The 26,175-nt window shown below is 72.2% G+C and carries 19 protein-coding genes; 7 read left to right on the top strand and 12 right to left on the bottom strand.

Annotated elements, in window-relative coordinates; genetic code table 11:
- Positions 1-85: 85 nt before the first annotated feature.
- Positions 86-2,272 carry an ATP-dependent RecD-like DNA helicase gene (locus AB0I88_RS01830; protein ID WP_361017237.1) on the bottom strand — a complete coding sequence of 729 codons (2,187 nt, stop codon included), beginning with the start codon at positions 2,270-2,272 and terminating at the stop codon, positions 86-88.
- Between the two features lie 59 nt (positions 2,273-2,331).
- On the opposite strand from AB0I88_RS01830, the gene AB0I88_RS01825 reads away from it, so the two are divergent.
- Positions 2,332-3,309: an acetylxylan esterase gene (locus tag AB0I88_RS01825; RefSeq protein WP_361017235.1), complete on the top strand. Its 978-nt coding sequence runs from the start codon at positions 2,332-2,334 to the stop codon at positions 3,307-3,309.
- 55 nt (positions 3,310-3,364) lie between these two features.
- Here the strand turns inward: AB0I88_RS01825 and AB0I88_RS01820 are convergent, their stop codons facing one another.
- The 6 genes from AB0I88_RS01820 to AB0I88_RS01795 form a co-directional block, all read right to left on the bottom strand.
- Positions 3,365-3,637 carry a YggT family protein gene (locus tag AB0I88_RS01820; protein WP_361017233.1) on the bottom strand — a complete coding sequence of 91 codons (273 nt, stop codon included), beginning with the start codon at positions 3,635-3,637 and terminating at the stop codon, positions 3,365-3,367.
- Positions 3,638-3,775: 138 nt separating this feature from the next.
- Positions 3,776-4,603 carry an aldo/keto reductase gene (locus AB0I88_RS01815; RefSeq protein WP_361017232.1) on the bottom strand — a complete coding sequence of 276 codons (828 nt, stop codon included), beginning with the start codon at positions 4,601-4,603 and terminating at the stop codon, positions 3,776-3,778.
- Between the two features lie 579 nt (positions 4,604-5,182).
- Positions 5,183-5,524 carry a hypothetical protein gene (locus AB0I88_RS01810; protein ID WP_361017231.1) on the bottom strand — a complete coding sequence of 114 codons (342 nt, stop codon included), beginning with the start codon at positions 5,522-5,524 and terminating at the stop codon, positions 5,183-5,185.
- Between the two features lie 75 nt (positions 5,525-5,599).
- Positions 5,600-7,060 carry an aldehyde dehydrogenase family protein gene (locus tag AB0I88_RS01805; RefSeq protein WP_361017229.1) on the bottom strand — a complete coding sequence of 487 codons (1,461 nt, stop codon included), beginning with the start codon at positions 7,058-7,060 and terminating at the stop codon, positions 5,600-5,602.
- Positions 7,061-7,234: 174 nt separating this feature from the next.
- Positions 7,235-8,077 carry a methyl-accepting chemotaxis protein gene (locus AB0I88_RS01800; protein WP_361017227.1) on the bottom strand — a complete coding sequence of 281 codons (843 nt, stop codon included), beginning with the start codon at positions 8,075-8,077 and terminating at the stop codon, positions 7,235-7,237.
- On the bottom strand, positions 7,999-8,829 hold the full coding sequence (locus AB0I88_RS01795) for an MCP four helix bundle domain-containing protein (protein WP_361017225.1): 831 nt from the start codon (positions 8,827-8,829) through the stop codon (positions 7,999-8,001). Before AB0I88_RS01795 ends, AB0I88_RS01800 begins: the two co-directional genes overlap by 79 nt.
- Positions 8,830-9,214: 385 nt before the next feature.
- Between AB0I88_RS01795 and AB0I88_RS01790 the strand changes: the two genes are divergently transcribed.
- The gene (locus AB0I88_RS01790) at positions 9,215-9,838 is read left to right on the top strand and encodes a maleylpyruvate isomerase N-terminal domain-containing protein (RefSeq protein ID WP_361017223.1); all 624 of its coding nucleotides are present in this window, start codon (positions 9,215-9,217) and stop codon (positions 9,836-9,838) included.
- A gap of 503 nt (positions 9,839-10,341) precedes the next feature.
- Positions 10,342-11,784, top strand: coding sequence for a DUF222 domain-containing protein (locus AB0I88_RS01785; RefSeq protein ID WP_361017221.1), 1,443 nt, complete (start codon positions 10,342-10,344; stop codon positions 11,782-11,784).
- Positions 11,785-11,835: 51 nt separating this feature from the next.
- Here the strand turns inward: AB0I88_RS01785 and AB0I88_RS01780 are convergent, their stop codons facing one another.
- Complete coding sequence (locus tag AB0I88_RS01780) at positions 11,836-12,306, bottom strand: Lrp/AsnC family transcriptional regulator (protein ID WP_361017219.1); 471 nt, start codon at positions 12,304-12,306, stop codon at positions 11,836-11,838.
- 108 nt (positions 12,307-12,414) lie between these two features.
- Here AB0I88_RS01780 and AB0I88_RS01775 point away from each other — a divergent pair, with 108 nt between their 5' ends.
- Entirely contained in the window at positions 12,415-13,521 is a 1,107-nt protein-coding gene (locus tag AB0I88_RS01775) for a Glu/Leu/Phe/Val dehydrogenase dimerization domain-containing protein (RefSeq protein WP_361017217.1), read from the top strand.
- On the opposite strand, the gene AB0I88_RS01770 is transcribed toward AB0I88_RS01775, so the two are convergent.
- Positions 13,459-14,361, bottom strand: a complete 903-nt coding sequence (locus AB0I88_RS01770) for a LysR substrate-binding domain-containing protein (protein ID WP_361017215.1) — start codon at positions 14,359-14,361, stop codon at positions 13,459-13,461. The genes AB0I88_RS01775 and AB0I88_RS01770 overlap by 63 nt on opposite strands.
- Positions 14,362-14,547: 186 nt before the next feature.
- Between AB0I88_RS01770 and AB0I88_RS01765 the strand changes: the two genes are divergently transcribed.
- Positions 14,548-17,907, top strand: coding sequence for a bifunctional proline dehydrogenase/L-glutamate gamma-semialdehyde dehydrogenase (locus AB0I88_RS01765; RefSeq protein WP_361017213.1), 3,360 nt, complete (start codon positions 14,548-14,550; stop codon positions 17,905-17,907).
- An 83-nt stretch (positions 17,908-17,990) separates the two neighbouring features.
- Here the strand turns inward: AB0I88_RS01765 and AB0I88_RS01760 are convergent, their stop codons facing one another.
- On the bottom strand, positions 17,991-19,334 hold the full coding sequence (locus AB0I88_RS01760; RefSeq protein WP_361017211.1) for a prolyl oligopeptidase family serine peptidase: 1,344 nt from the start codon (positions 19,332-19,334) through the stop codon (positions 17,991-17,993).
- Positions 19,335-19,446: 112 nt separating this feature from the next.
- Entirely contained in the window at positions 19,447-21,321 is a 1,875-nt protein-coding gene (locus AB0I88_RS01755) for a phosphatase PAP2 family protein (protein ID WP_361017209.1), read from the bottom strand.
- A gap of 143 nt (positions 21,322-21,464) precedes the next feature.
- On the opposite strand from AB0I88_RS01755, the gene AB0I88_RS01750 reads away from it, so the two are divergent.
- Both AB0I88_RS01750 and AB0I88_RS01745 read left to right on the top strand, forming a co-directional pair.
- Entirely contained in the window at positions 21,465-22,793 is a 1,329-nt protein-coding gene (locus AB0I88_RS01750) for a jacalin-like lectin (RefSeq protein WP_361017207.1), read from the top strand.
- 212 nt (positions 22,794-23,005) lie between these two features.
- Positions 23,006-24,376 (top strand): pyridoxal-dependent decarboxylase, encoded by a 1,371-nt coding sequence (locus AB0I88_RS01745; protein ID WP_361017206.1) that lies wholly within the window; start codon positions 23,006-23,008, stop codon positions 24,374-24,376.
- Positions 24,377-24,440: 64 nt separating this feature from the next.
- On the opposite strand, the gene AB0I88_RS01740 is transcribed toward AB0I88_RS01745, so the two are convergent.
- Complete coding sequence (locus AB0I88_RS01740) at positions 24,441-25,937, bottom strand: family 43 glycosylhydrolase (protein WP_361017204.1); 1,497 nt, start codon at positions 25,935-25,937, stop codon at positions 24,441-24,443.
- Positions 25,938-26,175 lie beyond the last annotated feature (238 nt).

The raw sequence follows: 26,175 nt of genomic DNA, 5'->3' as shown, positions 1-26,175 counted from the left end.
GAGTGCAACAGCCGTACCAGAGTCCGGAGAAGACGGCTGATCGGCCGGATTCGCCCAATCGCCGCTCGGGGGCGGTGGCGATGTGCTACGAGCCCAGGCGCCGGGCCAGGGCGGTGTGCCGGCGGCCGGCGCCGACCGTGCGCACCGCGGCGGCCAGGGCACGCCGGGAGCCGACCAGCACCACCAGCTTCTTGGCCCGGGTGATCGCGGTGTAGAGCAGGTTGCGCTGGAGCATCATCCAGGCGCTGGTGGTCAGCGGGATCACCACGGCCGGATACTCCGAGCCCTGCGAGCGGTGGATCGTGATGGCGTACGCGTGGGCCAGCTCGTCCAGCTCGTCGAAGTCGTAGTCGATCAGTTCGTCCTCGTCCGTGCGTACGCTCAGGGTCTGCTCCTCGGGCGACAGCCCGGTCACGACGCCGACCGTGCCGTTGAAGACCCCCGCGACCCCCTTGTCGTAGTTGTTCCTGATCTGGGTGACCTTGTCGCCGACCCGGAACACCCGCCCACCCATCCGCCGCTCCGGCAGGCCCTCCCGGGCCGGGGTGAGCTGCTGCTGCAGCAGCGTGTTGAGGGCGCCCGCGCCGGCCGGGCCGCGATGCATCGGGGTGAGGATCTGCACGTCCCGGCGCGGGTCGAGACCGAATCTGCGCGGGATCCGGTTGCACGCCACGTCCACGGTGAGCCCGGCGGTGGCCTCGGTGTCGTCGCACGGGAACAGGAAGAAGTCGCGCATCCCGTCGAACACCGGCGGGCGCCCCCGGTTGACCCGGTGCGCGTTGGTGACCACGCCGCTCTCGGCCGCCTGCCGGAAGATCTGGGTGAGCCGCACCCGCGGGATCACCTCGGCGGTGAGCAGGTCGCGCAGCACCTCGCCGGCGCCCACCGAGGGAAGCTGGTCGACGTCGCCGACCAGCAGCAGGTGGGCGCCCGGCGGGATCGCCTTGACCAGTTTGTTCGCCAGGATCAGGTCCAGCATGGACGCCTCGTCGACGACCACCAGATCGGCGTCGAGCGGATTGTCCCGGTCGAAGGTGGCGTCGCCGCCCGGCTGCAGTTTGAGCAGGCGGTGCACGGTGGCGGCGGGGTGGCCGGTCAGCTCGGCGAGCCGCTTGGCGGCCCGGCCGGTCGGCGCCACCAACTGGATCTTGGCGCGTTTGGCGGCGGCGAGCTCGACGATCGACCGGACCGTGAAGCTCTTGCCGCAGCCGGGGCCACCGGTGAGGACCGCGACCTTCTCGGTGAGCGCCAGCCGGACGGCCTGTTCCTGCTCGGTCGCCAGGGTGGAACCGGTGCGCTTGTGCAGCCAGTCCAGAGCCTTGGGCCAGTCGACAGAACGGAAATGCGGCATCCTGTCGGTGCCATCGCGCAACTGCCGGACCAGCGTGGACGCCAGGGACTGCTCCGCGCGGTGGAACGGCACCAGGTAGACGTCGTCGTCCTCGCGGACCACCCCCTCCTCCTCGACCAGTTCGTCGAGACAGGACGGGATCAGCCCGGCCGGCACATCGAGGATCTTGGCGGCGTCGGCCGTGAGGTCCACCGCGGGCAGGAAGCAGTGCCCGTTGTCGGTGGCCTGCGACAGCGTGTACTGGAGGCCGGCTTTCACCCGTTCGGGACTGTCGTGCGGGATGCCGACCGCCTGCGCGATCGTGTCGGCCGTCTTGAAGCCGATGCCCCACACGTCGGCGGCCAGCTTGTAGGGCGAGTTCTTCACCACGGAGATGGACGCGTCACCGTACTTCTTGTAGATCCGCACGGCGATCGACGTGGAGACGCCGACCCCCTGGAGGAAGAGCATCACCTCCTTGATGGCCTTCTGCTCGGCCCACGCCGCGGTGATCTTCGCGGTCCGTTTCGGGCCCAGCCCGGCCACCTCGACCAGCCGCTCCGGCGCGGTCTCGATGATCTCCAGGGTGTCGAGTCCGAAATGGTCCACGATCCGCCCGGCGAAGACCGGCCCGACACCCTTGACCAGCCCGGAACCCAGGTAGCGGCGGATGCCCTGGATGGTGGCCGGCAGCACCGTGGTGTACGAGACGACCTCGAACTGCCGCCCGTACTGCGGGTGCGACGACCACCAGCCGTTGAGCCGCAGACTCTCCCCGGGCTGCGCCCCGAGCAGCGCGCCCACCACGGTCAGCAGGTCGCTCCCGCTCTGCGAGGTGGCGACCCGGGCCACCGTGTAGCCGGTCTCCTCGTTCACATAAGTCAGCCGCTCCAGGACCGCCTCGAGGACGTGCGGCGGTCGGGACGTGGTCTCCGGTGGCACGGGCCCATCGTGCCCGGCCGGAGTGGAACCGGCCAACCCCACCGCCTAGCGTGATCATCATGGCGCTTTTCGACTTCCCCCTCCCGCAGCTGCGGGAGTACCGCCTCACCCGCTCCGAGCCCGCCGGCTTCGACGAGTTCTGGGACCGCACCCTCACCTCCGCACGCTCGGCGGCGCTGCCACCGAAGCTGGCCGAGGCGCGGACCCCGCTGCGCGGCGTCAGCTCGTACGACGTGACCTTCACCGGCTACGCGGGCCAGCCGGTCCGGGCCTGGCTGAACCGTCCCGCCGGCGTCACCGGCCCGCTGCCGGTCGCCGTCGAGTTCATCGGCTACGGCGGCGGGCGCGGCCTGCCGACCGACTGGCTGTTCTGGGCCGGCGCCGGTTACGCCCACCTGGTCATGGACACCCGCGGGCAGGGCGGCTCCTGGCGTGGCGGCGACACCCCCGACCCGGACGAGCACGGCGCCGGCCCGTCCACCCCCGGCTTCATGACCCGCGGCGTGCTGTCCCCGGAGACCTACTACTACCGCCGGTTGATCACCGACGCGGTCCGGGCCGTGGAGACCGCCGCCGAACTGCCCGGCGTCGACGCCTCCCGGCTCGTGGTGACCGGGAAGAGCCAGGGCGGGGCGCTGGCCCTGGCGGCCGGCGGGCTGGCCGCGGACCGGGTCTCGGCCGTGGTCTCCGGCGTGCCGTTCCTCTGCGACATCCGGCGGTCCGTGACGATCACCGACAGCGACCCGTTCAACGAGGTGGTCCGGTTCCTGCGGACCAACCCGCCCGCCGCCGAGCAGGCCCTGAACACCCTCGACCATGTCGACTCGGTGCACTTCGCCCGCCGGATCACCGCGCCCACGATCCTGTCGGCCGCGCTGATGGACGACGTGTGCCCGCCGTCCGGGGTGTTCGCGGCGTACAACGCGATCCCCGGAGACGACAAGCGGATCGAGGTCTACGAGTGGGACGGCCACGAGGGCGGCCGCGGCTTCTTCGACGTCGCGGCATGTGAGTTCGTGAACGACCGGCTGAGCTGACCCGACGCGGAGACGGCGCGGGGCCGCACCTGAGGCGGCCCGGCGCCGGGGCCGGTCAGAGGAACGAGCGGATGACGCTGATCGCCAGGAACACCACGATGAACGCCAGGTCGATCGAGACGCCGCCGGCCCGCAGCGGCGGGATCAGCTTGCGCACCGGGGCCAGGATCGGCTCGGTGATCGTGTAGACGACGTCGAGCGCCTTCGACCGGAACGAGCCGGGCATCGCCGGACCGGCCAGGGTCACGCTCCAGTCCAGGATCACCCGAACCACCAGCACCACCTGGACCAGCAGCAGCGCGAAACTGATCAGAGCGAGAAGACCCATCGAAACCTCCGTGTGACGCCGGCTGTGCCACCACTATGCGGCGGATTCCTGTGAAGCCGCTCGACGGTCGCTGTGACCCGGCCCGCCGCGCGCCCCCGGGAGCGCGGCGAGCCGACAATCTCACAAAACCTCAGGTCGTCAGCTGTTGAAGTGGTCCGGGTGCGGGCCCGTCCGGCCGTCGCACTCCAGCGCGTCGATCGCGGCCATCTCGTCCGCGGCCAGCTCGAAGTCGAAGATCGACAGGTTCTCCCGGATGCGCGCCGGGGTGACCGACTTCGGGATCACGATCCGGCCCTGCTGCACGTGCCAGCGCAGCACGATCTGAGCCGGGGTGCGGTCGTGCGTGGTGGCTATCCGGGTGACCGCCGGATCGCCGAGCACCCCGCCCTGCGCCAGCGGGCTCCACGCCTCGGTCGCCACCCCGAGCTCGGTGTTCGCGGCCTGCGCGTCCCTCTGCTGCAACTGGGGGTGCACCTCGATCTGGTTCACCGCGGGCACCGTGCCGCCCAGGCCGGCGACGGCCCGCAGGTGCTCGGGCAGGAAGTTGGAGACGCCGATGGCGCGGACCCGCCCGTCGGCGAGCAGCTCCTCCAGCGCCCGCCACGTGTCCAGATACCGTCCGCGTTTCGGGGTGGGCCAGTGGATCAGGTACAGGTCGAGCCGGTCCAGCCCGAGCCGGGCCAGGCTGGCGTCGAAGGCGCGCAGCGTCTCGTCGTACCCCTGATCGTTGTTCCAGACCTTGGTCGTGACGAACAGCTCGTCCCGGGGGATCCCGGCCGATTTCAGCGCGGCGCCGACGCCGGACTCGTTGCGGTAGATCGCCGCGGTGTCGATGCTGCGGTACCCGGCCTCCAGGGCCGTGGTGACGGCGGCCGCGGTGTCGGCCTCCGGGATCTGGAAGACCCCGTAGCCGAGCTGCGGAATCGTGACGCCGTTGTTGAGCGTGATGACAGGCGTTTCGCCCATGGAGAGTGGTTCCCCTCTTCAGCGGGTGCGGCCACCCGGCGGTGGCCGGGTGCTTCCCTTCTACCCCGAACAGGTTCCCATCCCCCGCCACCGGCCTTCGCCGGCCGGTCTGGTGGCCGTCCCGCACGCGTCACTTCGCCCGGCGCCGGCCTTCCGCCGGCTCGGGTGGTGGCCGTCCCGCATGCGTCACATCAGGTGGCCGGCGGTCGGTCCGGCCAGGCGTCCCTCCGCCGCCCCTTTCTCCGGTACGGCTACCCGAACCCGCCGCCGCAGCCGTCCGCTCGGCCGTCACCGCAGGCCCGGCGGCGTACTCGTGGGTGCGGGTCGCCGGGTCCGCGTACCGTGGCCGCCGTCGTCCTGCGGGCGCCGGACGGCCGGGCGCGGGCCGCGCGGGCAGGCCGTGGTGTGCGATCGCCAGCAGCAGGCGTTCCGTGGTCCGTCGTGGAGCGCCCCGGCGGGCTCGTCGTGCTTCCCCCGTCACCGCACGTGGGTGAGTGTCCGATTGTTCGGCGTGGTCCCGGTCGCGGCGAACGGTTCGGCTCGCCGTCGCTGGTGGGCCGCTCGCCAGGGCCGGGGCGGTCACAGGCCGACCAGCCTGCGAGCGCCGACCGCGCCGCGGTGGCCGCGGGTGCGCCGGGTCACCGAGCCGCCGGGGGCGCGTCTCTCCGGCGGGGCGGCGTCGCCGGGGTGGGGCACCACGGCCGCCCGGCCGCGGTAGGGGGGCGGGGCGGGGGCCGGCGGGCGCAGGCGCACCGTCGGCCGTGCCGTCGAGGTGCCGCCATCGGCCGGCCGGGCCGGCGCGATGACCTGGGATGTGGAGGCCCGGCCGGGTGCCGGCGGCAGTGCCGCCGGTGCCCGGCCACCGGGGGGCTCGGTCGTGCTCCGGGATCCGTCGACCGGTATCGCCTCGGCTCGAGTCATGGCGCTCATTATTGATGAACGTGCATTTAACGCAAGGCTCCCGGAGTGCCTGTAACGGCGTGGAAACAACTTTCCTCAGAACGGGTACCCGGGTAGCTCCTTACGCACAGTGACCCAACGTGTCTCCGTGAACGCCTCCACATTGGCCGCCGCGCCACCGAAGCGGGAGCCGGTCCCGGACGCCGCGACACCGCCGAACGGGCTGTTCGCCTCGTCGCTCACGGTCTGATCGTTGATGTGCACGATGCCGGACGGGATCCGGTCGGCCAGCGCCAGGCCGCGCATCACGTCCGGGGTGACGATGCCGAGGGAGAGCCCGTACTCACTCGCGGTGGCGAGCCGGACCGCCTCGTCGGCGTCCGAGAACCGGACGACCGGCGCCACCGGCCCGAAGATCTCCTCCCGGAATGCGGGCGTGCCGGCCGAGACGTCGGCGAGCACCGTGGGCGAGTAGAACAGATCCCGGTACTCGCCGCCGGCCGCCACCCGGGCGCCGGCGTCCGCCGACCGGGTCACCACACCGTGGATCTTGTCGCGCTGCCCGGCGTCGATGACCGGGCCGAGCGCCACCTGCTCGCGGGCCGGGTCGCCGACCGGCAGGGCCGCCGCCCTGGCCGCCAGCCGCTCCACGAAGTCGTCGTAGAGCCGCTCGTGCACCAGGTGCCGGCCGGTGGTCATGCAGATCTGGCCCTGATGGAACCACGAGCCGAAGGACGCCGCCGCGACCGCCTTCTCCACGTCCGCGTCGTCCAGCACGATCAGCGCCGAGTTGCCGCCCAGCTCCAGGTGCGCCCGCTTCAGGTGCTCGCCGGCCAGCGCGCCCACCCGGCGGCCGGCCGCGGTCGAGCCGGTGAACGAGACGACCCGCACCATCGGATCGGTGACCATCGCCTCGCCGACGTCGGCGCCGCCGGGCAGCATCTGGAGCACGCCCGGCGGCAGCCCGGCCTCCTCGAAGACCCGGGCCAGCGTGACACCGCCGGTCACCGCGGTCCGCGGATCCGGCTTGAGCAGGACCGCGTTGCCGAGCGCCAGGGCCGGCGCGACCGACCGGACGGCCAGGATGATCGGCACGTTGAACGGCGCGATCACCGTCACCACCCCGGCCGGGACCCGGCGGGCCATCGACAGCCGCGGCTCCTCGCTGGGCAGCAGCTCACCGTACGGCCGGGCGGGCAACGACGCCGCCTCGTAGCACTCCTGCTCGGCCACGTGCAGGGCGAACCCGGCCATCGGGCCGATCGCGCCGACCTCGCGGACGTTCCAGCCGGAGATCTCGTCGGCGTGCTCGGTCCAGAGCCGGGCGGCGCGGCGCAGCACGGCGGCGCGTCGCGGGTGGTCGGTGGCCGCCCAGGCGCGCTGGGCCTCGGCGGCGGAGCGGGCGGCTTCGGTCACGTCCTCGGGCGTGGCCCGCCCGATCCGGCCGAGCACGGCGCCGGTGGCGGGTTCGGTCACGTCGTACGCGCCGCCCCGCCCCGGCCGCCACTCGCCGCCGATGAAGATGTTGCCGGTCCAGAGCTTGTCGTCGAGAAACACGAAGAATCGCCTCCAAACGCACGGTTGCGCCGACGGTAGGCCCCGGTTTCCGGCCGAACAACCTCCGGCCGGCTTTCAGAGCGGTCTCACCGCCCGTGAGACAGCCTGAGGGCCGGCCGGAGGCCGTTCCGGCAGTGGGTGGGAGGCGGAGGCGGCCCGCCACCAGGTGCCGGCTCAGTAGCGGAAGCGGGACACCTGTTCGCGCAACGTCCCCGCCGCGGTGGCGAGTTCACCGGCGACCGCGCGCGCCTGGCCGACACCGTCACTGGTCGCCAGCGTGGCGCCGGCCACCGCGGAGATGTTGTCGGAGATCTGGTCCGAGCTGGCCGCGGCCTCGGTCACGTTGCGCGACATCTCGGCGGTGGTCGCCGTCTGCTCCTCGACCGCCGCGGCGATCGTCGACTGGAACTCGTTGATGCGCCCGATGATGGCGGCGATCTCCTCGATCGCGGACACCGCCTTGCCGGTGTCGGCCTGGATGGCCTCGACCGTGGCCCCGATGTCGCCGGTCGCCCGTCCGGTCTCCTGAGCCAGGTCCTTCACCTCCGAGGCCACCACGGCGAAGCCCTTGCCCATCTCACCGGCGCGAGCCGCCTCGATCGTCGCGTTCAGGGCGAGCAGGTTGGTCTGCTCGGCGATCTGCGTGATCACCTTGACCACCTCACCGATCTGGCGCGACGACTCGCCGAGCGAGCCGACGATCGCGTTGGTCGCCGTGGCCACGTCGACCGCCTGCGAGGCCACCCGGGCGGCCTCCGAGGTGCTCCGCGCGATCTCCCGGATCGATTGGCCCATCTCGTCCGAGCCGGCCGAAACCGTACGGACGTTCTGGGACACCTCCTCGGCGGCGGACGCCACCACCTGCGCCTGCGACGACGTGTCGTCGGCGGAGGTGGCGATCCGCGAGGTGGCGGCGGTGAGCTCGCCGGCCGAACTGGTCAGCGACTCCGACGTACGGGCGACCTCGGCCACGGTCTCCCGGACGTGGTCCAGCGCGATGCCCAACGACGTCGCCATCTTCCCCACCTCGTCGTTCGCGGCAGCCGGCACCCGGCGGGTGAGTCGCCGTCGGCGACCGCGGAGATCACGTCCCCGAGGGCGTGTACGGCGCGCAGCAGACGGCGGGAGACGAGCAGGGCCAGCAGCGCGGAGATCGCCACTCCGGCCACCAGAGCCCCCACGATGACGGCCCGGGCCTGTTCGGAGGCGTCGTCGGCCTCGGCCACGGCGTCGTCGGCGGCCTTCTGGGTGGTGACGACGATCGCGTCCAGCGCCTCCTGCACCTGGGCCGCGAGCTGGGGGATCCGGTCGCCGCGGACGGCCTTGTACTTCGCGATGTCCCCGGTTCGGCCGGCCTGCAACAGCGGGCCCTCGACCTGCTCGATGTACGGGTTCCAGGAGTCCATGAACACGTCCACCTGCGCGATGGCCGCCGGGTCGGTCAGCGTGCCGCGCAGTTCCTCGGCCGCCACCGGAATCGCCTCGACGCTCGCCACGAACGCCTGATGTTCCTTGGAGTCGTCACCGGGCGCCAGCATCGCGTCCACCCAGGCGTTGATGCGGACCTGCATGTAGGCACGCCGGAGGGCCTCGGTCGCGGCGGCCGGCCGCAGGCCTTCGTCCCGGATGCTGATCGCGGTGTCGTGCAGCTCGGACACGCGCGTGAACGCGATGCCGCCGATGCCGGCCGCGGTCAGCAGCGCCGCCCCGACAGCCACCCCGATCTTGACGGACACCGGCCGGTCGTCGATGAAGCGATAGAGACACATTTCCCACCTCAGGATGATGCGTCAGGGCTCATCACGTCTCTTCGGCCGTCCCGCCGGCCGGCTGAACGCAAACGGCAGGTGATCGAGGGGTTCAAGGCCTACGCGACCGGGCCGTCCGAGGTGCCGTCCGTGTGCGTGCCGGCCGGCGGCGACGACTTCCTGGCGCACGTCGCGGTGCCCAGCATGGACGATCCGCACCCGCCCGCTGATGCCTCATGGATCGGTTCTCATCGCTCCCACAGCGGCGGCACACGCGGATATCCCATGCCCGCGGCCACACCCGGGTCGGTGTCCTCGAAGTCGCCGTCCGGCAGGGGTAGCAGCACCCGGGCAGGCTACCGGGGCGGGGCCGCGCGATCGTGCCCCGCGTGGCAGGTTTGATGACATGGACTACCGCCGCACCTACCGCTCGGCCGCCATCGCCTTCGCCGACCTCGTCTCCCGCATCCCGCACGACCGGCTCGACGGCCCCGGCCTCGGCGAGTGGACGCTGCGCGACCTGCTCGGCCACACCGTCAGCTCGGCGCTGCGCCAGGTGCCCACGGTCCTCGCCGACCGTGCCCCCGCGCTGCTCGTGCCGGGTCCCGAGTTCTACTTCGCGCTGATCCGCTCGGCCTCCGACGAGATGGTCGCCACCGCGCGCAAGGAATCCACCGAGGACGCCCGGGCCACCGGTGCGGCTCTCGGCGACCAGCCGGCGACCGCGGTCAGCGGCTTCATCGGCCAGGCGACCGCCGCGCTGGCCGGGGCCGGCGACGACGACGTGGTGGCCACCCCCGCCGGCGGCATGCGGGTTCGGGACTGGCTGCCCACCCGCACTCTTGAACTGGTGGTGCACGGGCGGGACGCGGCCACGGCCGCCGGAGTGCCGATCGACCTCGACCCGGACACCCTCGCCGAGGTGGCCGCGCTCGCCGCCCGCGTCGCGGTCGCCCTCGGCGACGGCGAGATCGTGCTGGGCGCGCTCACCGGCCGGGGCACGCTTCCGGCGGGCTACTCGATGATCTGATTTCCGGTACGCGTGGGAGCGGCCCCGAACACACGGCGGCCGTTCCGCCGTACCTCGCGACCTGCTGCCGGCCGAGCCTGTGCCGCGACCGCCGGGCTGACATCGGTGGTCCATGGCACCACGACGCCGCACGCCTCCACGACGAGCGGACAGCCCAACGCAAGGCCCGCGCCCATGCGGCTCCGCCGGGTTGGCGGTTCGCGGCTCTGCTGGGTTGGAGGTTCGCGGTTCTGCCGGGTTGGGCGTTCGCGGCTCTGCCGGGTTGGAGGTTCGCGGCTCTGCTGGGTTGGAGGTTCGCGGTTCTGCCGGGTTGGGCGTTCGCGGCTCTGCCGGGTTGGAGGTTCGCGGCTTCGCCGGAACGTCTCCGTCACGAGTGGTGCTTATCGCGTGACGTCCGATCTACGGTCGAACGTTTCGTCCGTTTGTGCGACCGCGGTGCAGAGGCACAGTTCGCGCCGGCAGTACCTCTGACTTTGTCGTACGTATGTTCGATGATTTGCGGCATGGTCACCGGATCACTGAACGCCGAAGCCCTCCACCCCGGGGCGGCTCCGGCGGAGGCCGTCTCCCGGGCGCTCGTCGGCATGGCGGGCGATTGCGCTGTCCTGCGGCTGACGCCGTTGTCCCAGCCGCAGTTGCTCGCGTTTCTCGACGACGTGCACACCGCCCAGCAGCTGTTGCAGGCAGCCATGATGCACGCCGTCCAGGAGGCGAGCCGGCGCGGCATCCCGGCCGATCAGGGCGCTCCGTCGGCCCGGGCCTGGCTGCGTGGCGTGCTCCGGATCAGCCCAGGAGCCGCCGGCCGATTGCTTGCCCAAGCCGAGGCGGTCGACCGCAATCCCGCACTCGACGCAGCGGTCACCGGCGGTCGAGTAAACGCCGAACAACTCGCCGCGATCACCGTGGCGCTCGCCGAGCTGCCCGATGACCTGAACCCGCAGATCCGTGGCGAAGCGACGGCCACACTGGCCGACTGGGCGTCCCATCTCGACCCCGTCGGGCTGCGGACCGCCGGTCGCCGGATTCTTCATCACGTCGCCCCCGACATCGCCGAAGCCGTCGAAAGCCGATGGTTGCACCGGCAGGAACGTGAGGCCCATGCTCATCGCCACGTGACCCTCAGCCCGCTCGGCGACGGCCGCGTCCGCCTTCGCGGCATCCTGGACAACGAGGCCGCCGCCATCGTCTCCGCGGCCTTGGACCCGCTGTGCAAACCGGACAGCGCTACCGGTTCCGCTGGTTCTGCTGTCACTGGTTCTGCTGTCACTGGTTCTGCTGTCGCTGGTTCGGCTGGCACTGGTTCGGCTGCTGATCCCGCAAGTGCCGGCTTCACTGGTGGTCGCGTCGCCGCCGAGCTCGCCGCCACGGGTGAGACCCGGACACCGGGCCAGCGCCGTGCGGATGCCCTGGTCGAGGTGTGCCGGCTCGTTCTGTCCGGGGGAGCGTTACCGCGCAACGGCGGCGACCGTCCGCAGATCGCGATCACCGTCGAATACGACGTCCTTCGACGGCAACTGCGCTCCGGCACGCTCGACTCCGGCGAACCCGTTTCCGCCGCAACCGTGCGCCGCCTCGCCTGCGACGCCCGGGTCCTACCGCTGCTCCTCGATGGTGAAGGCCAGATCCTCGACGCGGGCCGCACTCGCCGCACCGCCACCGGCACGCTTCGGCAGGCTCTCAACGTCCGCGACGCGGGCTGCACCTTTCCCGGATGTGACCGCCCCGCCCGTTGGTGCGATGCCCACCACATCGTCAGCTGGGCAGACGGCGGGCCGACCGATATCGCCAACCTTGCACTCCTCTGCGGCCACCACCATCGCCTCATCCATGACGACGCCGGTTGGCAGATCCGCCTCGCCCCGGACGGCCGCCCGGAGTTTCTGCCTCCAAGCTGGCTGGACCAGGAGCGGCGCCCACGCCGCAACCGATGTCACCGGCGAACCTGATCTCAGTTCTGCCCAACCCGCCACGCGAAGCACGATCCCGCGGCCCCACGCTCAGCGGGAGTTCCCGGCGGGGCCGGGATCGACGACCCGGTTGCGGTGATGCTGGTAGATCACCGAGCTGCGGAAACCGACGATCTCCCGCCGGCCGGAGAACCGGTCCATCAGGAAGCCGTGCAGGTCGTCCACGCTGGGCACCGCGACGTGCACCAGGAAGTCGTCGCCGCCGGCCAGCACGAACACCGACAGCACCTCGGGCAGCCCGGCCGCGTAGGCCTTGAACCCCTCGATCACCTCCCGGTTGAGTGGCCGGACCTGCACGTGCAGCAGCGCCTGAACCTCCCGGCCGAGCGCGGTGAGGCTGACCTCCGCGTGGAAACCGGTGATCACGCCGCGGTCGCGCAGCAGGCGGACCCGCTCCAGGCAGGTGGACGGCGCGATGCCGACCGCGCGGGCCAGGTCCCGGTTGGTCTGCCGGGCGTTCGCCTGGAGTTCCCGCACGATCGCCGAATCAATGTCGTCCATCTCCGCCATTCTGCACGCCCTGCCGAACGTCGTTCGGCGAGATCCGTCACCTCCCGGTGGCCGTCCTAACTTCAAAGACATCCACCCCTCAGATGTACGGAGGAAGCGATGTCCCTCGAACATGCGCGTGTGCTGGCGGGTCGCGGGCGGCGATCCGGGCTCCCCGTCATCGTGGCGGTGCATTCGACAACCCTGGGACAGGCGGTCGGCGGGTGCCGGCTGTCGGTCTACGCCGACTGGCGCGACGGCCTCGAGGACGCGCTGCGCCTGTCCGCCGCGATGACCGCGAAGGCGGCGCTGGCCGGGCTCCCGAACGGCGGCGGCAAGACGGTGGTGGCCCTGCCGCCGGGCGTGGTCCCGGACCGGCGGGCCGTGCTGCACGACGTGGCCGACGTCATCGAGAGCCTGGGCGGGGACTACGCGACCGGACCGGACGTGGGCACCGGACCGGACGACATGGTGACGATCGGTGAGCGTACCCGGCACGTCTTCTGCCGCCCGGAACGCGCCGGCGGCAGCGGTGACTCGTCCCCGGCGACCGCGGCCGGGGTGCTGGCCTCGCTGCGTGCCGTCGTCGCCGACCGGTTCGGATCACCCGATCTGGCCGGCCGCAGCTTCGCGGTCCTCGGCGTGGGCCGGGTCGGCGGGCACGTGCTGCGGCTGCTCGCCGACGCCGGCGCGCGGGTGGTGGCGGCCGACGTGGACCCGTCCCGGCGTACCGTGGCGGCGTCGTCCGGCGCGGCCTGGACCGACCCGCGCGGCTGTCTGACCGCCGAGGTGGACGTGCTGGTCCCGGCCGCCCTCGGCGGCGTCCTCACCGCGGCGACCGTGCCGGCGCTGCGCTGCGCGGCGGTCGCCGGCCCGGCGAACAATCAGCTGGACCGGCCGGAGACCGCCGACCTGCTGCACGAGCGGGGCATCCTGTGGGCGCCGGACGTGGTGGTCAGCGCCGGCGGGATCGTCCACGCCGTCGCCGCCGAGCTGCACCGGGAGCCGGCGGAACGGGTGGCCGCACGGGTCACCGGCATCGGCGACACCCTGACCGGGATCCTGAACGCGGCCCGGGAGACGTCCTGCACCCCGGCCGCCGCCGCGGCCCGCCTCGCCGCCTTCCTGGTCGATCCCCCGATGGTCACGACGGTGCGGACAGGGCTAGGCGGCGCAGCGCTGGACGGTCTGTTCGAGGATGTCGCGGAAGGCGCGGGCGGCCGGTGACGCCGCGCCGGCCAGGCGCTGGGCGGTGAAGATGGTGCGGCGCGGCGCCCCGTCCAGTTCCAGCAGCCGGGCCGGGGTGCCGCGGCCCGCCCAGATCAGGCCGGGGATGAGGGCGACCGCGTTGCCCGACTCGACCAGGCGCATGTGGGCCTGCAGGTCGGCCGTCTCGTAGCGGACGTCCGGCTCGAAACCGGCCCGGCGGCACACCTGTTCGGCGAAGTGGCGGGAGGCGGCGCCGCGCGGCTCCATCACCCACGGCATCTGCCGGGCCGTGCCGAGGGAGTCGACCGGGTGCAGCGACTCGGCGACCGGGGGCAGGGCCAGCCGGATCGCGTCGGTGGTCAGGCCCCGGCGGTCCAGGCCGGGATGGTGCGGGGCGGCGTGCGCCGGGTACTGCTCGGCGATGACCATGTCGAAGTCCCGTGCCCAGGTCTCACGCAGCGCCTCCTCCGGTTCGCGCTGGGTCATCTCCACCCGGACGTCCGGATGCAGCGACGCCATGGCCCGCAGGGTGGCCGGCATGAAGGCGAGCGCCGCCGACTGGAAGACGGCGACCCGGACCCGCCCGGTCACCCGGGTCGCGGCGGCCTGCAAGCGGGCCTCGGCGCGTTCCAGCGTGTCCAGCACCTCGCCGACCGACGCGACGAGCACCTCGGCCTGCGGGGTGAGCTGCACCCGCCGGCCGGCCTTGCGCAGCAGCTGCGTCCCGGTCTCCTTCTCCAGCAGGCTGAGCTGCTGGGACACGGCGGACGGCGTGAAGTTCAGCGCGTCGGCGACGGCCGCGATGGTGCCGCGGATGGCCAGCTCACGCAGCAGGACGAGACGGCGGATCTCCAGCATGAGAAAAACATTAGCTCAACTTAAGAACACCGCTTACAAAGCATCGCTTTTCCTAAGGGTACAAGGGCCTACAGACTGGGGCTTGTTCGCGACCTTCCACGAGTCGCACTCATGCGCATGCCACACGCGATGGTCTCCACCGCCGCGGACCAGCCTCACCGTGGCGGAAACGGAAGGAGCATCCCGATGTCCGAGATCGCCGAGCAGACGATCGACCTCGTCCGGCGCTGGCTGCGCGAGGCCGCCGACATTCCGGTCGGCGGATCGGCCGCCCAGCTCGCCGGTGTGCTGCGCGACCCCAAAGGCCTGCCGTTCACCGTCGGCTTCGTCGACGGCGTGGTCCGCCCCGAGGACCTGCGAGTCAGTGCCCGCGCGCTGAACGCCCTGGCCAAGGACGTTCCGGCGTTCCTGCCGGCGTACCTGCGCCTGGCCGTGCGGACCGGCGGCGCGCTGGCCCCGATCATGCCCGGCGTGGTCGTCCCGATCGCCCGGCGCGCGCTGCGGCACATGGTCGGCCACCTCATCGTCGACGCCACCGACGCCCGCCTCGGCAAAGCCATCAAGCGGATCCGCGAGCGCGACGTGCGCCTCAACGTGAACCTGCTCGGCGAGGCCGTCCTGGGCCGCCGCGAGGCCTCCCAGCGGCTCAAGAGCACCGAGCGCCTGCTCGCCCGCCCCGACGTCGACTACGTGTCGATCAAGGTGTCGTCGACGGTCGCCCCGCACAACCCGTGGGCCTTCGACGAGGCCGTCGCCGACATCGTCGAGCAGCTCACCCCGCTGTTCACGCTGGCCGCCGAGACCGGCAAGTTCGTCAACCTCGACATGGAGGAGTACAAGGACCTCGACCTCACGATCGCGGTCTTCACCCGGCTGCTGGACCGGCCGGAGATGCTCGCCCTGGAAGCCGGCATCGTGCTCCAGGCCTACCTGCCGGACGCGCTCAGCGCCATGATCCGCCTCCAGGAGTGGTCGGCTGCCCGCCGCGAGCGTGGTGGCGCCGGCATCAAGGTGCGCCTCGTCAAGGGCGCCAACCTGCCGATGGAGCGGGTCGAGGCGGAGCTGCACGGCTGGCCGGTCGCCACCTGCGACAGCAAACAGGCCACCGACACCAACTACAAGCGGGTCCTGCGGTACGCGCTGCACCCGGAGCGGATCCGCAACGTGCGCCTCGGCGTGGCCGGCCACAACCTGTTCGACATCGCGTACGCCTGGCTCCTGGCCGGTGAGCGCGGCGTGCGCGACGGCATCGAGTTCGAGATGCTGCTCGGCATGGCCGAGGGCCAGGCCGAGGCGGTCCGGCGCGAGGTCGGCGGCCTGCTGCTCTACACCCCGGTGGTACGCCCGGAGCAGTTCGACGTCGCCATCGCCTACCTGATCAGGCGGCTGGAGGAGGGCGCCAGCGCCGACAACTTCATGTCCGCCGTCTTCGAGCTGCACTCCGACACGGAGCTGTTCGCCCGCGAGCGGGACCGATTCCTGGCCTCCCTGGCCGACCTCTCCTCCGCCGAGGAGGTCCCGCAGCCGCACCGGGTGGCCGACCGCTACGCCGCCGTGCCCCGCTCCGAGCCCGGCCTGTTCGTCAACACCCCCGACACCGACCCGGCCGTGGCCGTCCACCGCGACCGGATCCGCGAGCTGCTGGGCCGGGTCGAGACGTCCACGCTCGGTCTGGACCTGCCCCGGATCACCGACCGCGAACACCTCGACGAGGCCCTGGAGAAGGCGGCCGCCGCGCACTGGGGCGCCGTCGACCGCCGCGCCGTCCTGCACGCCGTCGGCGTCGCCCTGGAACAGCACCGCGACACCCTGCTCGAAGTGATGGCCGCCGAAGCCGGCAAGACGATCGACCAGGCCGACCCGGAGGTGTCCGAGGCGGTCGACTTCGCCCATTACTACGCCGAGTTGTCCGCCGAACTCGACGGCACCGACGGCGCCGCCCCGGTTCCGGCCCGGCTCACCCTGGTCACGCCGCCGTGGAACTTCCCGGTCGCGATCCCGGCCGGGTCGGTGCTGGCCGCCCTGGCCGCCGGTTCGGCCGCGGTCCTCAAACCGGCCGGTCCCGCCGAACGCTGCGGCACGGTGCTCGCCGGCATCCTCCGCGACGCCCTCTCCTCGGCCGGCGCCGACCCGGACCTGGTCACCCTGATCCAGGTCGACGAGGCCACCCTGGGCCGGGAACTGGTCGCCCACCCGCTCGTGGACCGGGTCGTCCTGACCGGCGCGTACGAGACCGCCGAACTGTTCCGCTCGTTCCGCGCCGACCTGCCACTGCTCGCCGAGACCAGCGGCAAGAACGCGATCATCGTCACCCCCAGCGCCGACCTGGACCTGGCCGTCAAGGACGTGGTGTCGTCCGCGTTCGGCCACGCCGGGCAGAAGTGCTCGGCCGCCTCCCTGGTCGTGCTGGTCGGCAGCGTCGCGAAATCGCAGCGGTTCCGCACCCAGCTGCTCGACGCGGTGTCCTCGCTGGACGTCGGCTACCCGTCCGGCCCGCGCAGCCAGGTCGGCCCGCTCGTCGAACCGGCCGCCGGCAAACTGCTCGACGGGCTCACCACCCTCGGCGCCGGTGAGCGCTGGCTGCTCGAACCCCGCCGACTCGACGACTCCGGCAAACTGTGGAGCCCCGGCGTCCGCGACGGGGTCCGCCGCGGATCGGCCTACCACCGCACCGAGTACTTCGGCCCGATCCTCGGCATCATGACCGCCGGCACCCTGGACGAGGCGATCGACCTGGTCAACGAGGTCGACTTCGGTCTCACCTCGGGCCTGCACTCGCTCGACGAGACCGAGATCCGCACCTGGCTGGACCGTGTCCAGGCCGGCAACCTGTACGTCAACCGCGGCATCACCGGCGCCATCGTCCAGCGGCAGCCGTTCGGCGGCTGGAAGCGCTCGGCGGTCGGCCCCGGCGCCAAGGCCGGCGGCCCCAACTACCTGACCGGGCTCACCGGCTGGCAGCCCCGCCCGGCGTCCGCGACCACCGAGATCAGCCACCCCGGCGTACGGGTGCTGCTCGCCGACGCCCGCACCCTGCTCACCGAGGAGCAGTCGGCGTCGGTGGAACGAGCCGCCCGCAGCGACGCGGCGTTCGACTTCCGCACGCCCACCGACGTCTCCGGGCTCCAGGCCGAACGTAACGTGTTCCGCTACCTGCCGGCCCCGGTCACCGTCCGGTTCGCGGCCGGCGCCTCGCTCGCCGACCTCGTCCGGGTGCTGGCCGCCGGCCTGCTCACCGGCGCCGACGTGCACGTCTCCGCCGCCTCACCGCTGCCGGAGACACTGGCGGCGCGGTGCCGCACGGTCACCGTCGAGGACGACACGGCCTTCGCGGCCGAGCTCTCCGCCGGGCGGATCCGGCTGATCGGCGGCGACGCCTCAGCGCTGGCCGAGGCCACCGGCGGGCGGCCCGACCTGGCGATCTGGTCCGGGCCGGTGACCGAGGCCGGGCGGGTGGAACTGCTGCCGTTCCTGCGCGAGCAGGCGGTCAGCGTGACGGCCCACCGCTTCGGAAACCCGCTCACCCTCGCCGCCCGGGTGCTCTAGAAAGACGTTTCTCCGGTACGCCCTCCGCGTTCTTCCTCTTCTTCCGCGCGGAGGGCGTACCCTCCGGTCTTCGATCCGCCGGACTAGGCGCAGGGCAGGGCCGCGTACGCCGGGCGTACCCCCTCGGTGAAACGGCAACCGAAGGACGCGGCAGCGACCGTGCGCCGGTCGAGGACGGCGTCGCCGGCCGGGCGGTGACCCCGCTCGACCCAGGTGACCAGGTCGTCGAAGCCGCGGCGCAGCTCGGCCTGGGTGAAGCCGCAGTGCGCCACGTCCCGGATCGCGCGGGAGACGAACAGGCGGGAGCGGCCGTTGGCGGCGGCCTCCCGGGCGTACTCCTGCTCCATCGAGAACGGCACGAACAGGTCGCCGATGCCGTGCAGCGACAGCACCGGGATCGACGGGCGGCCGGCGATGCGCGGCACACCGTCCGTCGCGGTCCGGCGGACACGCAGCACCTCCGCGTTGAGACGTTTCTCCTCCGCGGTGAGCCGCCGGCCGTCGGTCGAGCGGTAGAGGGCCCACCGGTTGTCGGTCAGGTTGCCCTCCGCCATCCCGGCCGTGCCGCCGGACAGACCCGGGTAGAGGCTGAACAGGAACGGCAGACCGCCCTGGGTGGCCGCGTTCCAGTAGGCGAACGCCGCCGGGAAGCCGGGCCGCTCACCACCGCTGCGCCGCTCCGCCACATCGGACCAGGTGGCGCCGGCGGCCGTACCGGTCAAGGCGGCCTTGATCCGGGCGACCTGCCCCGCCCAGCGGGCCGGGTAGGCGGCGTCCGGCTCCAACGGGAACTCGATCGGCACACCGGCCAGCGCGGCCGCCGTGACGTTCGCGTCCAGGAAGTAGTCGAACAGCTCGACGTCGCCGAGCACCCCGCACGTCGGCATCGCCCCGGCGAACGTCCGCGGATACCGTTCGATGGCCACGCCCGTGACATGGCCACCCATCGACGCGCCGGTGATGTAGACCTTGGCCGGGCGCTTGCCGGTGACCTGGCGGAAGAGGCCGACCAGCGCGTACGTGTCCGAGACGCCCTGCGCCACGTCGTACCCGTTGGTGGCGTAGCTCGACGCCGCCCACGCGAATCCCCGGTCGATGTAGTGCTGCCGCAGATCCGGATCGGACACGTAGACGGTCGTCCCGGTACCCCGGTAGCCGTGGGCGTAGACCACCAGCCGCCCGTTCCACTTCCGCGGCACCTCGATCCGGTACGCGGCGCCGTCGGCGATCCCGGTGTGCGCCCGGGCGCCGGGCAGAGCTGTGAACGGGGTGCCGTCCAGCCCGCAGTCCGGGTCGGCGACCAGATAGCCGGGCTGTGTCTCGCTCGGCACGGGCGCGGTGCAGGTCTCCGGCGCGGCCGAGGCCGGTGCTCCGGTGAGAATGCCGGCGATCAGCACGGCGACGACAACGGCTCGGCGAACGATCATCACGTTACCTCCAGGAAACATCCAATGACCGTGCTCGATCCCTGTCAAGCGCCCGCCCACGGCTGTCGTGTCCGCCGCGCCGGGGCGGTGCGCGGTTCGTCCGGCTCTCGGGTCAGGCTTTGCGGAGACGCAGGGTGACGGCGTCGCCCCGCTGGATCAGATCGGCGCGGTAACCGGGTGTGGTCACGACGACCTCGGCGAACCGGCCACGCACTCGGCGGGCCTTGAGCACCGGAACGGGCGAGTCGTATTCGCCGGCCTTGCCGACGGTGACCGACAGGATCGCGCCGGCGCCGATGACCGCGTCGCCTCCCACGGTGAGCGGGGCGGCGCCGTGCGGGCGGACGGTCACCGCGAGCGTGCCGGAACTGTGCCGGTAACCGCCGCTGACGTGCGTTTTCGGTGCGGTCAGGCGGAGCGTGCCGCCGGAGACGGTGACGTCGCCGCGGCCGAGTGCGGACTTCGACGCGGCGGTCAGCGTGCCCTCGGCGACCGTGGTGCCACCCCGGTAGGCGTTGTCACCGGTCAGGGTGAGCGTGCCGGTGCCGAGCTTGACCAGACCGCCGCGCCCGGCGATGTCGTTGCGCCAGGTGTCGGCGGCGGAGAAGCCGCCGGCCGCGGCGTCGAGAGTGACCGCCACGGTCGAGTCGAAGGCGCCGTAACCGTCGGCGGCCGCGAACAGGTTGATCCGGCCCCACTGCTCCGGGCCGTCCAGGATCGGGTTGCCGGCGGGCAGGCCGGTGGTGCGCAGGACCTCGCGGCGCTGGGCGGCGCCGAGGTACGGCAGACGCGTCTCCAACAGCACCTCGGCGCCGGCCGGGACGGTGAACGGGGTGGACGAGCGGCGCGCCGGCAGGCCGTAGGTCAGCTTCGGCCCGACGATGGCGGCGTTGGCCTCCCGGTCGGCGTAGGCGTCGTCGGCGGCGGCGTGCGCGGCCGCGAAGAGGTCCGGACCGAAGTGGGCGAGTACCTGGGCGCGGGCCTCCGCCTTGAGTGTGGCGTTCGCCGGGTCGCTCAGGATCGCGGCGGCCAGCGCGGTGCCGAGGACCCGGCCGCCGATCACGTCGACGGGGGAGTGCATGCCGGAGACGATCCGGGTGTGCGCCAGATCGAAGGCGGCCGTGACCAGCTCCTGGAAACGCTCGGGTACGGCGTACGCGAACGCCAGCGCCGCCATGTACAGCGCGTTGGTGTGCCCGCTGACGTAGCCGCCGTCCTCGGCCGGGTTGGTGCTGCGCTGGCGCAGAAGCTGCGGGGTGACGACGACGTCGGAGTCGTAGACCGGATAGCCGAACGCGTCCACCGCGCCGGTGTCGACGATCCGGCTGTCCCCGGTCATCCGCCACGGGCGCGGGTACTGGTAGGCGAACTTGCTCGGGTTGCCGGACGACCAGTTGCCGCGCACGGTGTTGACGAGCGTGACCACCTTGCCGAGGGCGGAGCCGGGGTTGCCGGCGCCGAGTGTGGATCCGGCGGGGGAGCCGGCCGGGACGGCGTCGCTGACGGTGGTGGCCGGTGTGGTCTCCGGCGCGGTGGTGATGCCGGTGACGGCGAGCGATCCAGCCTTGTAGGCGGCGGCGAGCGGGCCGAGGCCGGCGATCACCGAGTAGCTCTGGTGCTGGCGGTCCACGACGAACGAGCGGGCGGCCTCGGCGGCGGTCCGGTTGCGGGTGGTCTTGACGACGTAGCGGACGTTGGCCCGCAGGAACGCCTCGTCCAGGACGGTGCCGGTGTTCCACGCCGTGCCGGTGTTCCATACCCGCTGAAAGCCGGAGAGGATGCGGACGGCCGCGTTGGTCTCGGCGGTCAGGTTCGCCGTGATGTTCGTCTTGTAGCTGTCGATGAAGGCCGCGGCCGTCGTCGTGGTCGCTTCCGCGGCGGCGGCGGAGGCGGCGGAGGCGGGGGTGTTGAGCACGGCCGGGCCGGCGACCAGGCCAGCGGCGCCGATGGCCGAGGCGCGCAGGATGCTGCGGCGGCTGACGTTCACGGAGACTCCATCAACGGGAGGGGCAAGGTCGGCGCTCAGCGTTGGTGGATCAAGCGTCCGATTTCCCAACATCCGCTGTTGTGAGCGTGAACATTCATCAACGTGAGGTTACCGCTGGGTAAGGGGGTCATAGGCTGCCGTTCATGGTCCGGAGAATCCTCACGGTGTGTGTGCTCGCCACGCTCGTCACCGCTCCCAGCACCGCCCCGGCCGCCGCTGCCGCCGGCGGGTCCTTCACCGTCCTCACCTACAACGTCGCCGGTCTCCCCGAGCTGATCTCCAGCGCGGAGACCGACCGCAAGACCGCGCACACCCTGATCGGGCAGCGCCTCGGCCCGTACGACATCGTGCACGTCCAGGAGGACTTCAACTACCACGCCCATCTGTACGCCGCCGACACCACGCACGCCCACCGCACCCCGACCAGCGGTGGCGCCGGCATCGGCTCCGGCCTCAACACGCTGTCGCGGATCCCGTACGACACCGGTGACCTCGAACGCGGCGACTGGAACTCCTGCCAGCTCGACTCCGGTGACTGCCTCACCCCCAAGGGCTTCACCTTCGCCCGTCACCGGATCGCCGACGGCGTCTTCGTGGACCTCTACAACCTGCACACCAACGCCGGTACGAGCAGCGGCGACCAGGCGTCGCGCGCCGACAACCTGAACCAGTTGACCGCCTTCATCGCCACCCACTCGGCCGGCAACGCGGTGATCGTCATGGGCGACACCAACACCCGCTACACCCGGGCCGCCGACACGATCCGCGACTTCAACGCCGCGAACGGGCTCACCGACGCCTGGGTGAGGCTGGAACGCGGCGGGTCCGCCCCGGCCGCCGGCTCGGCCGCTCTGGTGTGTGACGCGGCCGCGGTCACCGACGCGTGTGAGGTGGTCGACAAGATCCTGTACCGGAGCAGCCGGGCGCTCACGCTCACCGCGACGGATTACCGCAACGAGGACGCCGGATTCCGCACCGACGGCGGGCTGATGCTCTCCGACCACTTCCCGATCAGCGCCGCGTTCACCTGGACGGCGAACCCGGACCATCAGCTCAGCGACCAGTTCGGCGGGCCGCACGGCGGCCACTTCAACGACATCGTGTCGGTTCCGCCGGCCGCCCGGGCCATCACGATAGGGCTGCGCGCCGGCGCCCGGGTCGACCAGGTCAGCCTCACCCTGGCGACGGGGACGGTCCTGGCGCACGGCGGCGCCGGCGGGACGGCCAGGTCGCTCACGCTGGGCGGCGCCGAGTACGTGACGAGCGCGTACCTGTGTCAGGCCAAGCACAACGGGCACACCCGGATCTTCTACGCGAAGTTCACCACCAACCTGGGCAACAGCATCGCTGGCGGCACCACCACGGCGGACTGTGTGACCCGGACGGCGCCGAGCGGCCGGCAGATCGCCGGCTTCCACGGGCGCTCCGGTTCGGCGGTCGACAAAGTGGGCGTCATCTACACCCGTCGCTGACTGCTGCGTCTCATCTTCGTGTGCGGCGGCGCCGTCCACCCCTCTTCACCCCCTTTTTCCCGGTACGGGGGTGCGAAGGCGCCCGGGTGTCCCCGCCAGGCGCTGCCCGGTCCCGGCCGTGCCGCGCCCGCCGGGCCGGACCGATGGGTCCGGGCCAGCACAGCCGAACTGGACCGCGACACACCCGCGCGGCGGCTCCTAACGTCGCAAACGTGCACCGACGACTCGCTCACGACCTCGACGACCTGCCCGCCCTGCTCCAGGCCACCCGCGACTACGCCACCGGCGTCCTGGCCGGCCTCGCCGAACGCCCGGTCGCGCCGGCCCCGCCCGCCGTCGAACCGGCCCCGCTCCCGGCCGGCGGCGCCGGAACGGCCGGGGCGCTGACGGAGTTCGGGCGCCACTGGGCGCCCGGCTTCTCCGGCAGCGCCGGCCCCCGCTACCTGGGCTTCGTGACCGGCGGCGCCACCCCGGCCGCGATCGCCGGCGACTGGCTGACCGCGGCCTTCGACCAGAACGTCTCGAACCGGGCCGGCTCGTCGGCCGCGGCCCTGGAGGACGAGACCCTCTCCTGGCTGCGCGACATGTTCGGTCTCGGCCCCGGCCACTCCGGCGCGTTCGTCAGCGGCGCCACCATGTCGAACCTGACCGGCCTGGCGATCGCCCGCGAGTGGGCCGGGGAACGGCTCGGCGTCAGTGTCGCCCGGCAGGGCCTCGCGGCGCTCGGCGAGATCCCGGTGCTGTCCGGGGCCGCGCACTCCAGCGTCTACAAGGCGCTGTCGGTGCTCGGCCTGGGCAGGGAGGCGCTGCGGCCGGTCGCGACCCTTCCCGGCCGGGAAGCCGTGGACGTGTCGGCGCTGGCCACGGCCCTGGCGGCGCTCGACGGGCGCCCGGCGATCGTGGTGGCCAACGCGGGGACGGTGAACACGGTCGACTTCGACGACCTGCGCGCGATCCTCGCGCTGCGCGACAGGTTTCCGTTCTGGCTGCACGTGGACGCGGCCTTCGGCGGGTTCGCGGCCCTCGTGCCCGAGCATGCCCACCTGGTGGACGGTCTGGCCGGGGCCGACTCGGTCTGCGTCGACCTGCACAAGTGGCTCAACGTGCCGTACGACTCGGCGGTGCAGTTCACCCGGCGCCGCGACCTGCAGACGGCGGTGTTCCAGAACGCGGCCGCCTACCTGCCGGCGGTCACCGGCGAGAACCCCGACTTCTGCCACCTCACCCCGGAGAACTCGCGCCGGCTGCGGGCCCTGCCGGCCTGGTTCACGCTTGCCGCGTACGGCGTGGACGGGCACCGGGAGATCGTCATCCGGACCGTCGCGGCGGCCCGCCGTCTGGGCGCGCGCCTGACCGCGCTGCCCGGGGTGGAGCTGCTGTCCCCGGTCCGCCTCAACGTCGTGTGCTTCGCCGTCCCGGCCGACGTCGCCACCGTGCTGCGGGCCGTCGCCGACTCCGGCGAGGCGTTCCTGACCCCGACCGTCCTGCACGGCCGCCCCGCGGTCCGCGCCGCCTTCAGCAACTGGCGCACCGCCGAGGCCGACGCCGACCGGGTCTTCGAGGCGCTCCGCAAGGCTCTGTGAAAGGGGGCGGCTCCCCGCCTCGGGTTGGCGGGGAGCCGTGGGGGGTGGTGCTGTTGGGGACGGGTCAGGCTGTGATGTTCCACTGCTGGCAGGTGTTGCCCAGCGACGCCCACTGGCGTACGGCCACGCCGTCGGCGGCGCCGCAGTTGGTGACGTCGAGGACCATGCCGTTGCCCCGGTTGGCGATCAGGTAGCCGCCGCTGATCGGGGTGAGGCTCCACTCCTGGCAGGTGTTGCCCAGGCTGGCCCACAGGTTGAGGGCCGTGCCGTTGGCGGTGCCGCAGTTGACCGAGTCGAGCACGGTCCCGCTGTTGGCGTTGGTGATCCGGTAGTAGCCGCTGGTGGTCTTCGTGAAGGTCCACTGCTGGCAGGCGTTGCCCAGCGACGTCCACTGCTGGACGGCGGTTCCGTTGGCGGTGCCGCAGTTCGCCGCGTCGAGGACCTTGCCGCTGGACTGGTTGATGATCCGGTACCTGGTGCCGGCCACCGGGTAGGAGACGGTTCCGCCCGGGTCGCCGGCGGGGGCGGTCAGCGTGGTGGAGAGCTTGTCGGGCGTACCCAGGTTGGGGGTGCCGTCGCTGTTGAAGTTGACCTTCTTGATCCGGGTGGTGCGGGTCGCGCCGCAGCCCTGGGCGGTGGTCTCGTTGGCGTGGTAGGCCATCCACGTCTCGGTGCCGTCGGGCGAGGTGAAGAACGAGTGGTGGCCGGGGCCGTAGACGCTGTTGGCGTCGCTGCGCTGGAAGAGCGGGGTGCTCTTCTTGGTCCACGACGAGGCGGACAGCGGGTTGCTGCCGGTCAGGGTCAGCATGCCGATCTTGTAGTCCGGGGTGTTGCAGGAGCTGGCCGAGAAGGTCAGATAGGTCTTCCCGTTGCGCTGGAGGATGTACGGGCCTTCCTCGGTGTTGCCGCCGACCTTCTCCCAGTCGTACGTCGGGTAGGAGATCCGGGTGCCGTAGGCGCTGACCGTCCACGGGTTGCTCATCGGCGCGATGAACAGACTCTGCAGGTCACCGACCCACGACGAGTAGAGGAAGTAGTTGGCGCCGTTGATGGTCGCCACACTGCCGTCGATGGCCCAGCCGTTGTTGGCCTGGACGTTGAGCTGACCCTTGAACGTGTACGGGCCGAGCGGGTTGTCGCCGGAGCTCTCCAGCACGAACGACCGTTGCCCGTCGCAGCAGGTGGCGGTGCCGGCCGAGTAGTACAGATACCAGCGGTACCCGTTCGGGCCGTTCAGCCGGTGCATCGACGGCGCCCACACGTTGCAGCAGCTCGCGGCCGCGGTGCCGGTGTAGACGACGTTCTCGGTAGCGCCGGGCAGCGCGGCCACCGAGGTGGCCCGCTTGACGACGACCTGGTTGTTCCACGTGGTGGCGGCCAGGTAGTAGTAGCCGTTGTAGTAGCCCATCCACGGGTCGGCGCCGTACGGCGCGGAGGCGACCGGGTTGGTGAAGGTCGCGGCGGCGCGGGCCGGGCTCGAGGTGCGGGCCTCCACGGCCACGGCCACCGCCAGGAGCAGGAGGAGGACGGCTCCGACTGATTTCAGGCGTGCAAGAGACATGACAGTCCCTTCGGGGGAGCGGGGAGTGGCGCATCGATGTGGGGGTTCCGGCGCGCCCGCCGGTGGGCCGGGGCGCCGCGGGTCCGTCCGGACGGTCGGGGATGGACGGACCGTGGTGCTCGATGTATGGCCGTTATGTTAACGATCACAAGTTGAGTGTCAAGAGGGCGCATCCCCGCTGATCAACGACGATGGGCTCGATCAATCAGGGTGGCGGCCACGTCACGCAGCTTGCCCG

The sequence above is a fragment of the Actinoplanes sp. NPDC049802 genome (genome assembly GCF_040656595.1).
Taxonomy (GTDB): Bacteria; Actinomycetota; Actinomycetes; order Mycobacteriales; family Micromonosporaceae; genus Actinoplanes.
Note: the sequence above shows the minus strand (reverse complement) of the source record. Positions and strands in the feature narration are given on the sequence as shown.

Bases quoted from the DNA above. Each gene is read 5' to 3' on its own strand.
- AB0I88_RS01820 (WP_361017233.1), bottom strand. From the start codon at position 3,637: ATGGGTCTTCTCGCTCTGATCAGTTTCGCGCTGCTGCTGGTCCAGGTG.
- AB0I88_RS01770 (WP_361017215.1), bottom strand. From the start codon at position 14,361: ATGCTGGAGATCCGCCGTCTCGTCCTGCTGCGTGAGCTGGCCATCCGC.
- AB0I88_RS01775 (WP_361017217.1), top strand. From the start codon at position 12,415: ATGTCCCTCGAACATGCGCGTGTGCTGGCGGGTCGCGGGCGGCGATCC.
- AB0I88_RS01800 (WP_361017227.1), bottom strand. From the start codon at position 8,077: ATGGCGACGTCGTTGGGCATCGCGCTGGACCACGTCCGGGAGACCGTG.
- AB0I88_RS01760 (WP_361017211.1), bottom strand. From the start codon at position 19,334: ATGATCGTTCGCCGAGCCGTTGTCGTCGCCGTGCTGATCGCCGGCATT.
- AB0I88_RS01785 (WP_361017221.1), top strand. From the start codon at position 10,342: ATGGTCACCGGATCACTGAACGCCGAAGCCCTCCACCCCGGGGCGGCT.
- AB0I88_RS01790 (WP_361017223.1), top strand. From the start codon at position 9,215: ATGGACTACCGCCGCACCTACCGCTCGGCCGCCATCGCCTTCGCCGAC.
- AB0I88_RS01815 (WP_361017232.1), bottom strand. From the start codon at position 4,603: ATGGGCGAAACGCCTGTCATCACGCTCAACAACGGCGTCACGATTCCG.
- AB0I88_RS01810 (WP_361017231.1), bottom strand. From the start codon at position 5,524: ATGACTCGAGCCGAGGCGATACCGGTCGACGGATCCCGGAGCACGACC.
- AB0I88_RS01795 (WP_361017225.1), bottom strand. From the start codon at position 8,829: ATGTGTCTCTATCGCTTCATCGACGACCGGCCGGTGTCCGTCAAGATC.
- AB0I88_RS01765 (WP_361017213.1), top strand. From the start codon at position 14,548: ATGTCCGAGATCGCCGAGCAGACGATCGACCTCGTCCGGCGCTGGCTG.
- AB0I88_RS01750 (WP_361017207.1), top strand. From the start codon at position 21,465: ATGGTCCGGAGAATCCTCACGGTGTGTGTGCTCGCCACGCTCGTCACC.
- AB0I88_RS01740 (WP_361017204.1), bottom strand. From the start codon at position 25,937: ATGTCTCTTGCACGCCTGAAATCAGTCGGAGCCGTCCTCCTCCTGCTC.
- AB0I88_RS01780 (WP_361017219.1), bottom strand. From the start codon at position 12,306: ATGGACGACATTGATTCGGCGATCGTGCGGGAACTCCAGGCGAACGCC.
- AB0I88_RS01825 (WP_361017235.1), top strand. From the start codon at position 2,332: ATGGCGCTTTTCGACTTCCCCCTCCCGCAGCTGCGGGAGTACCGCCTC.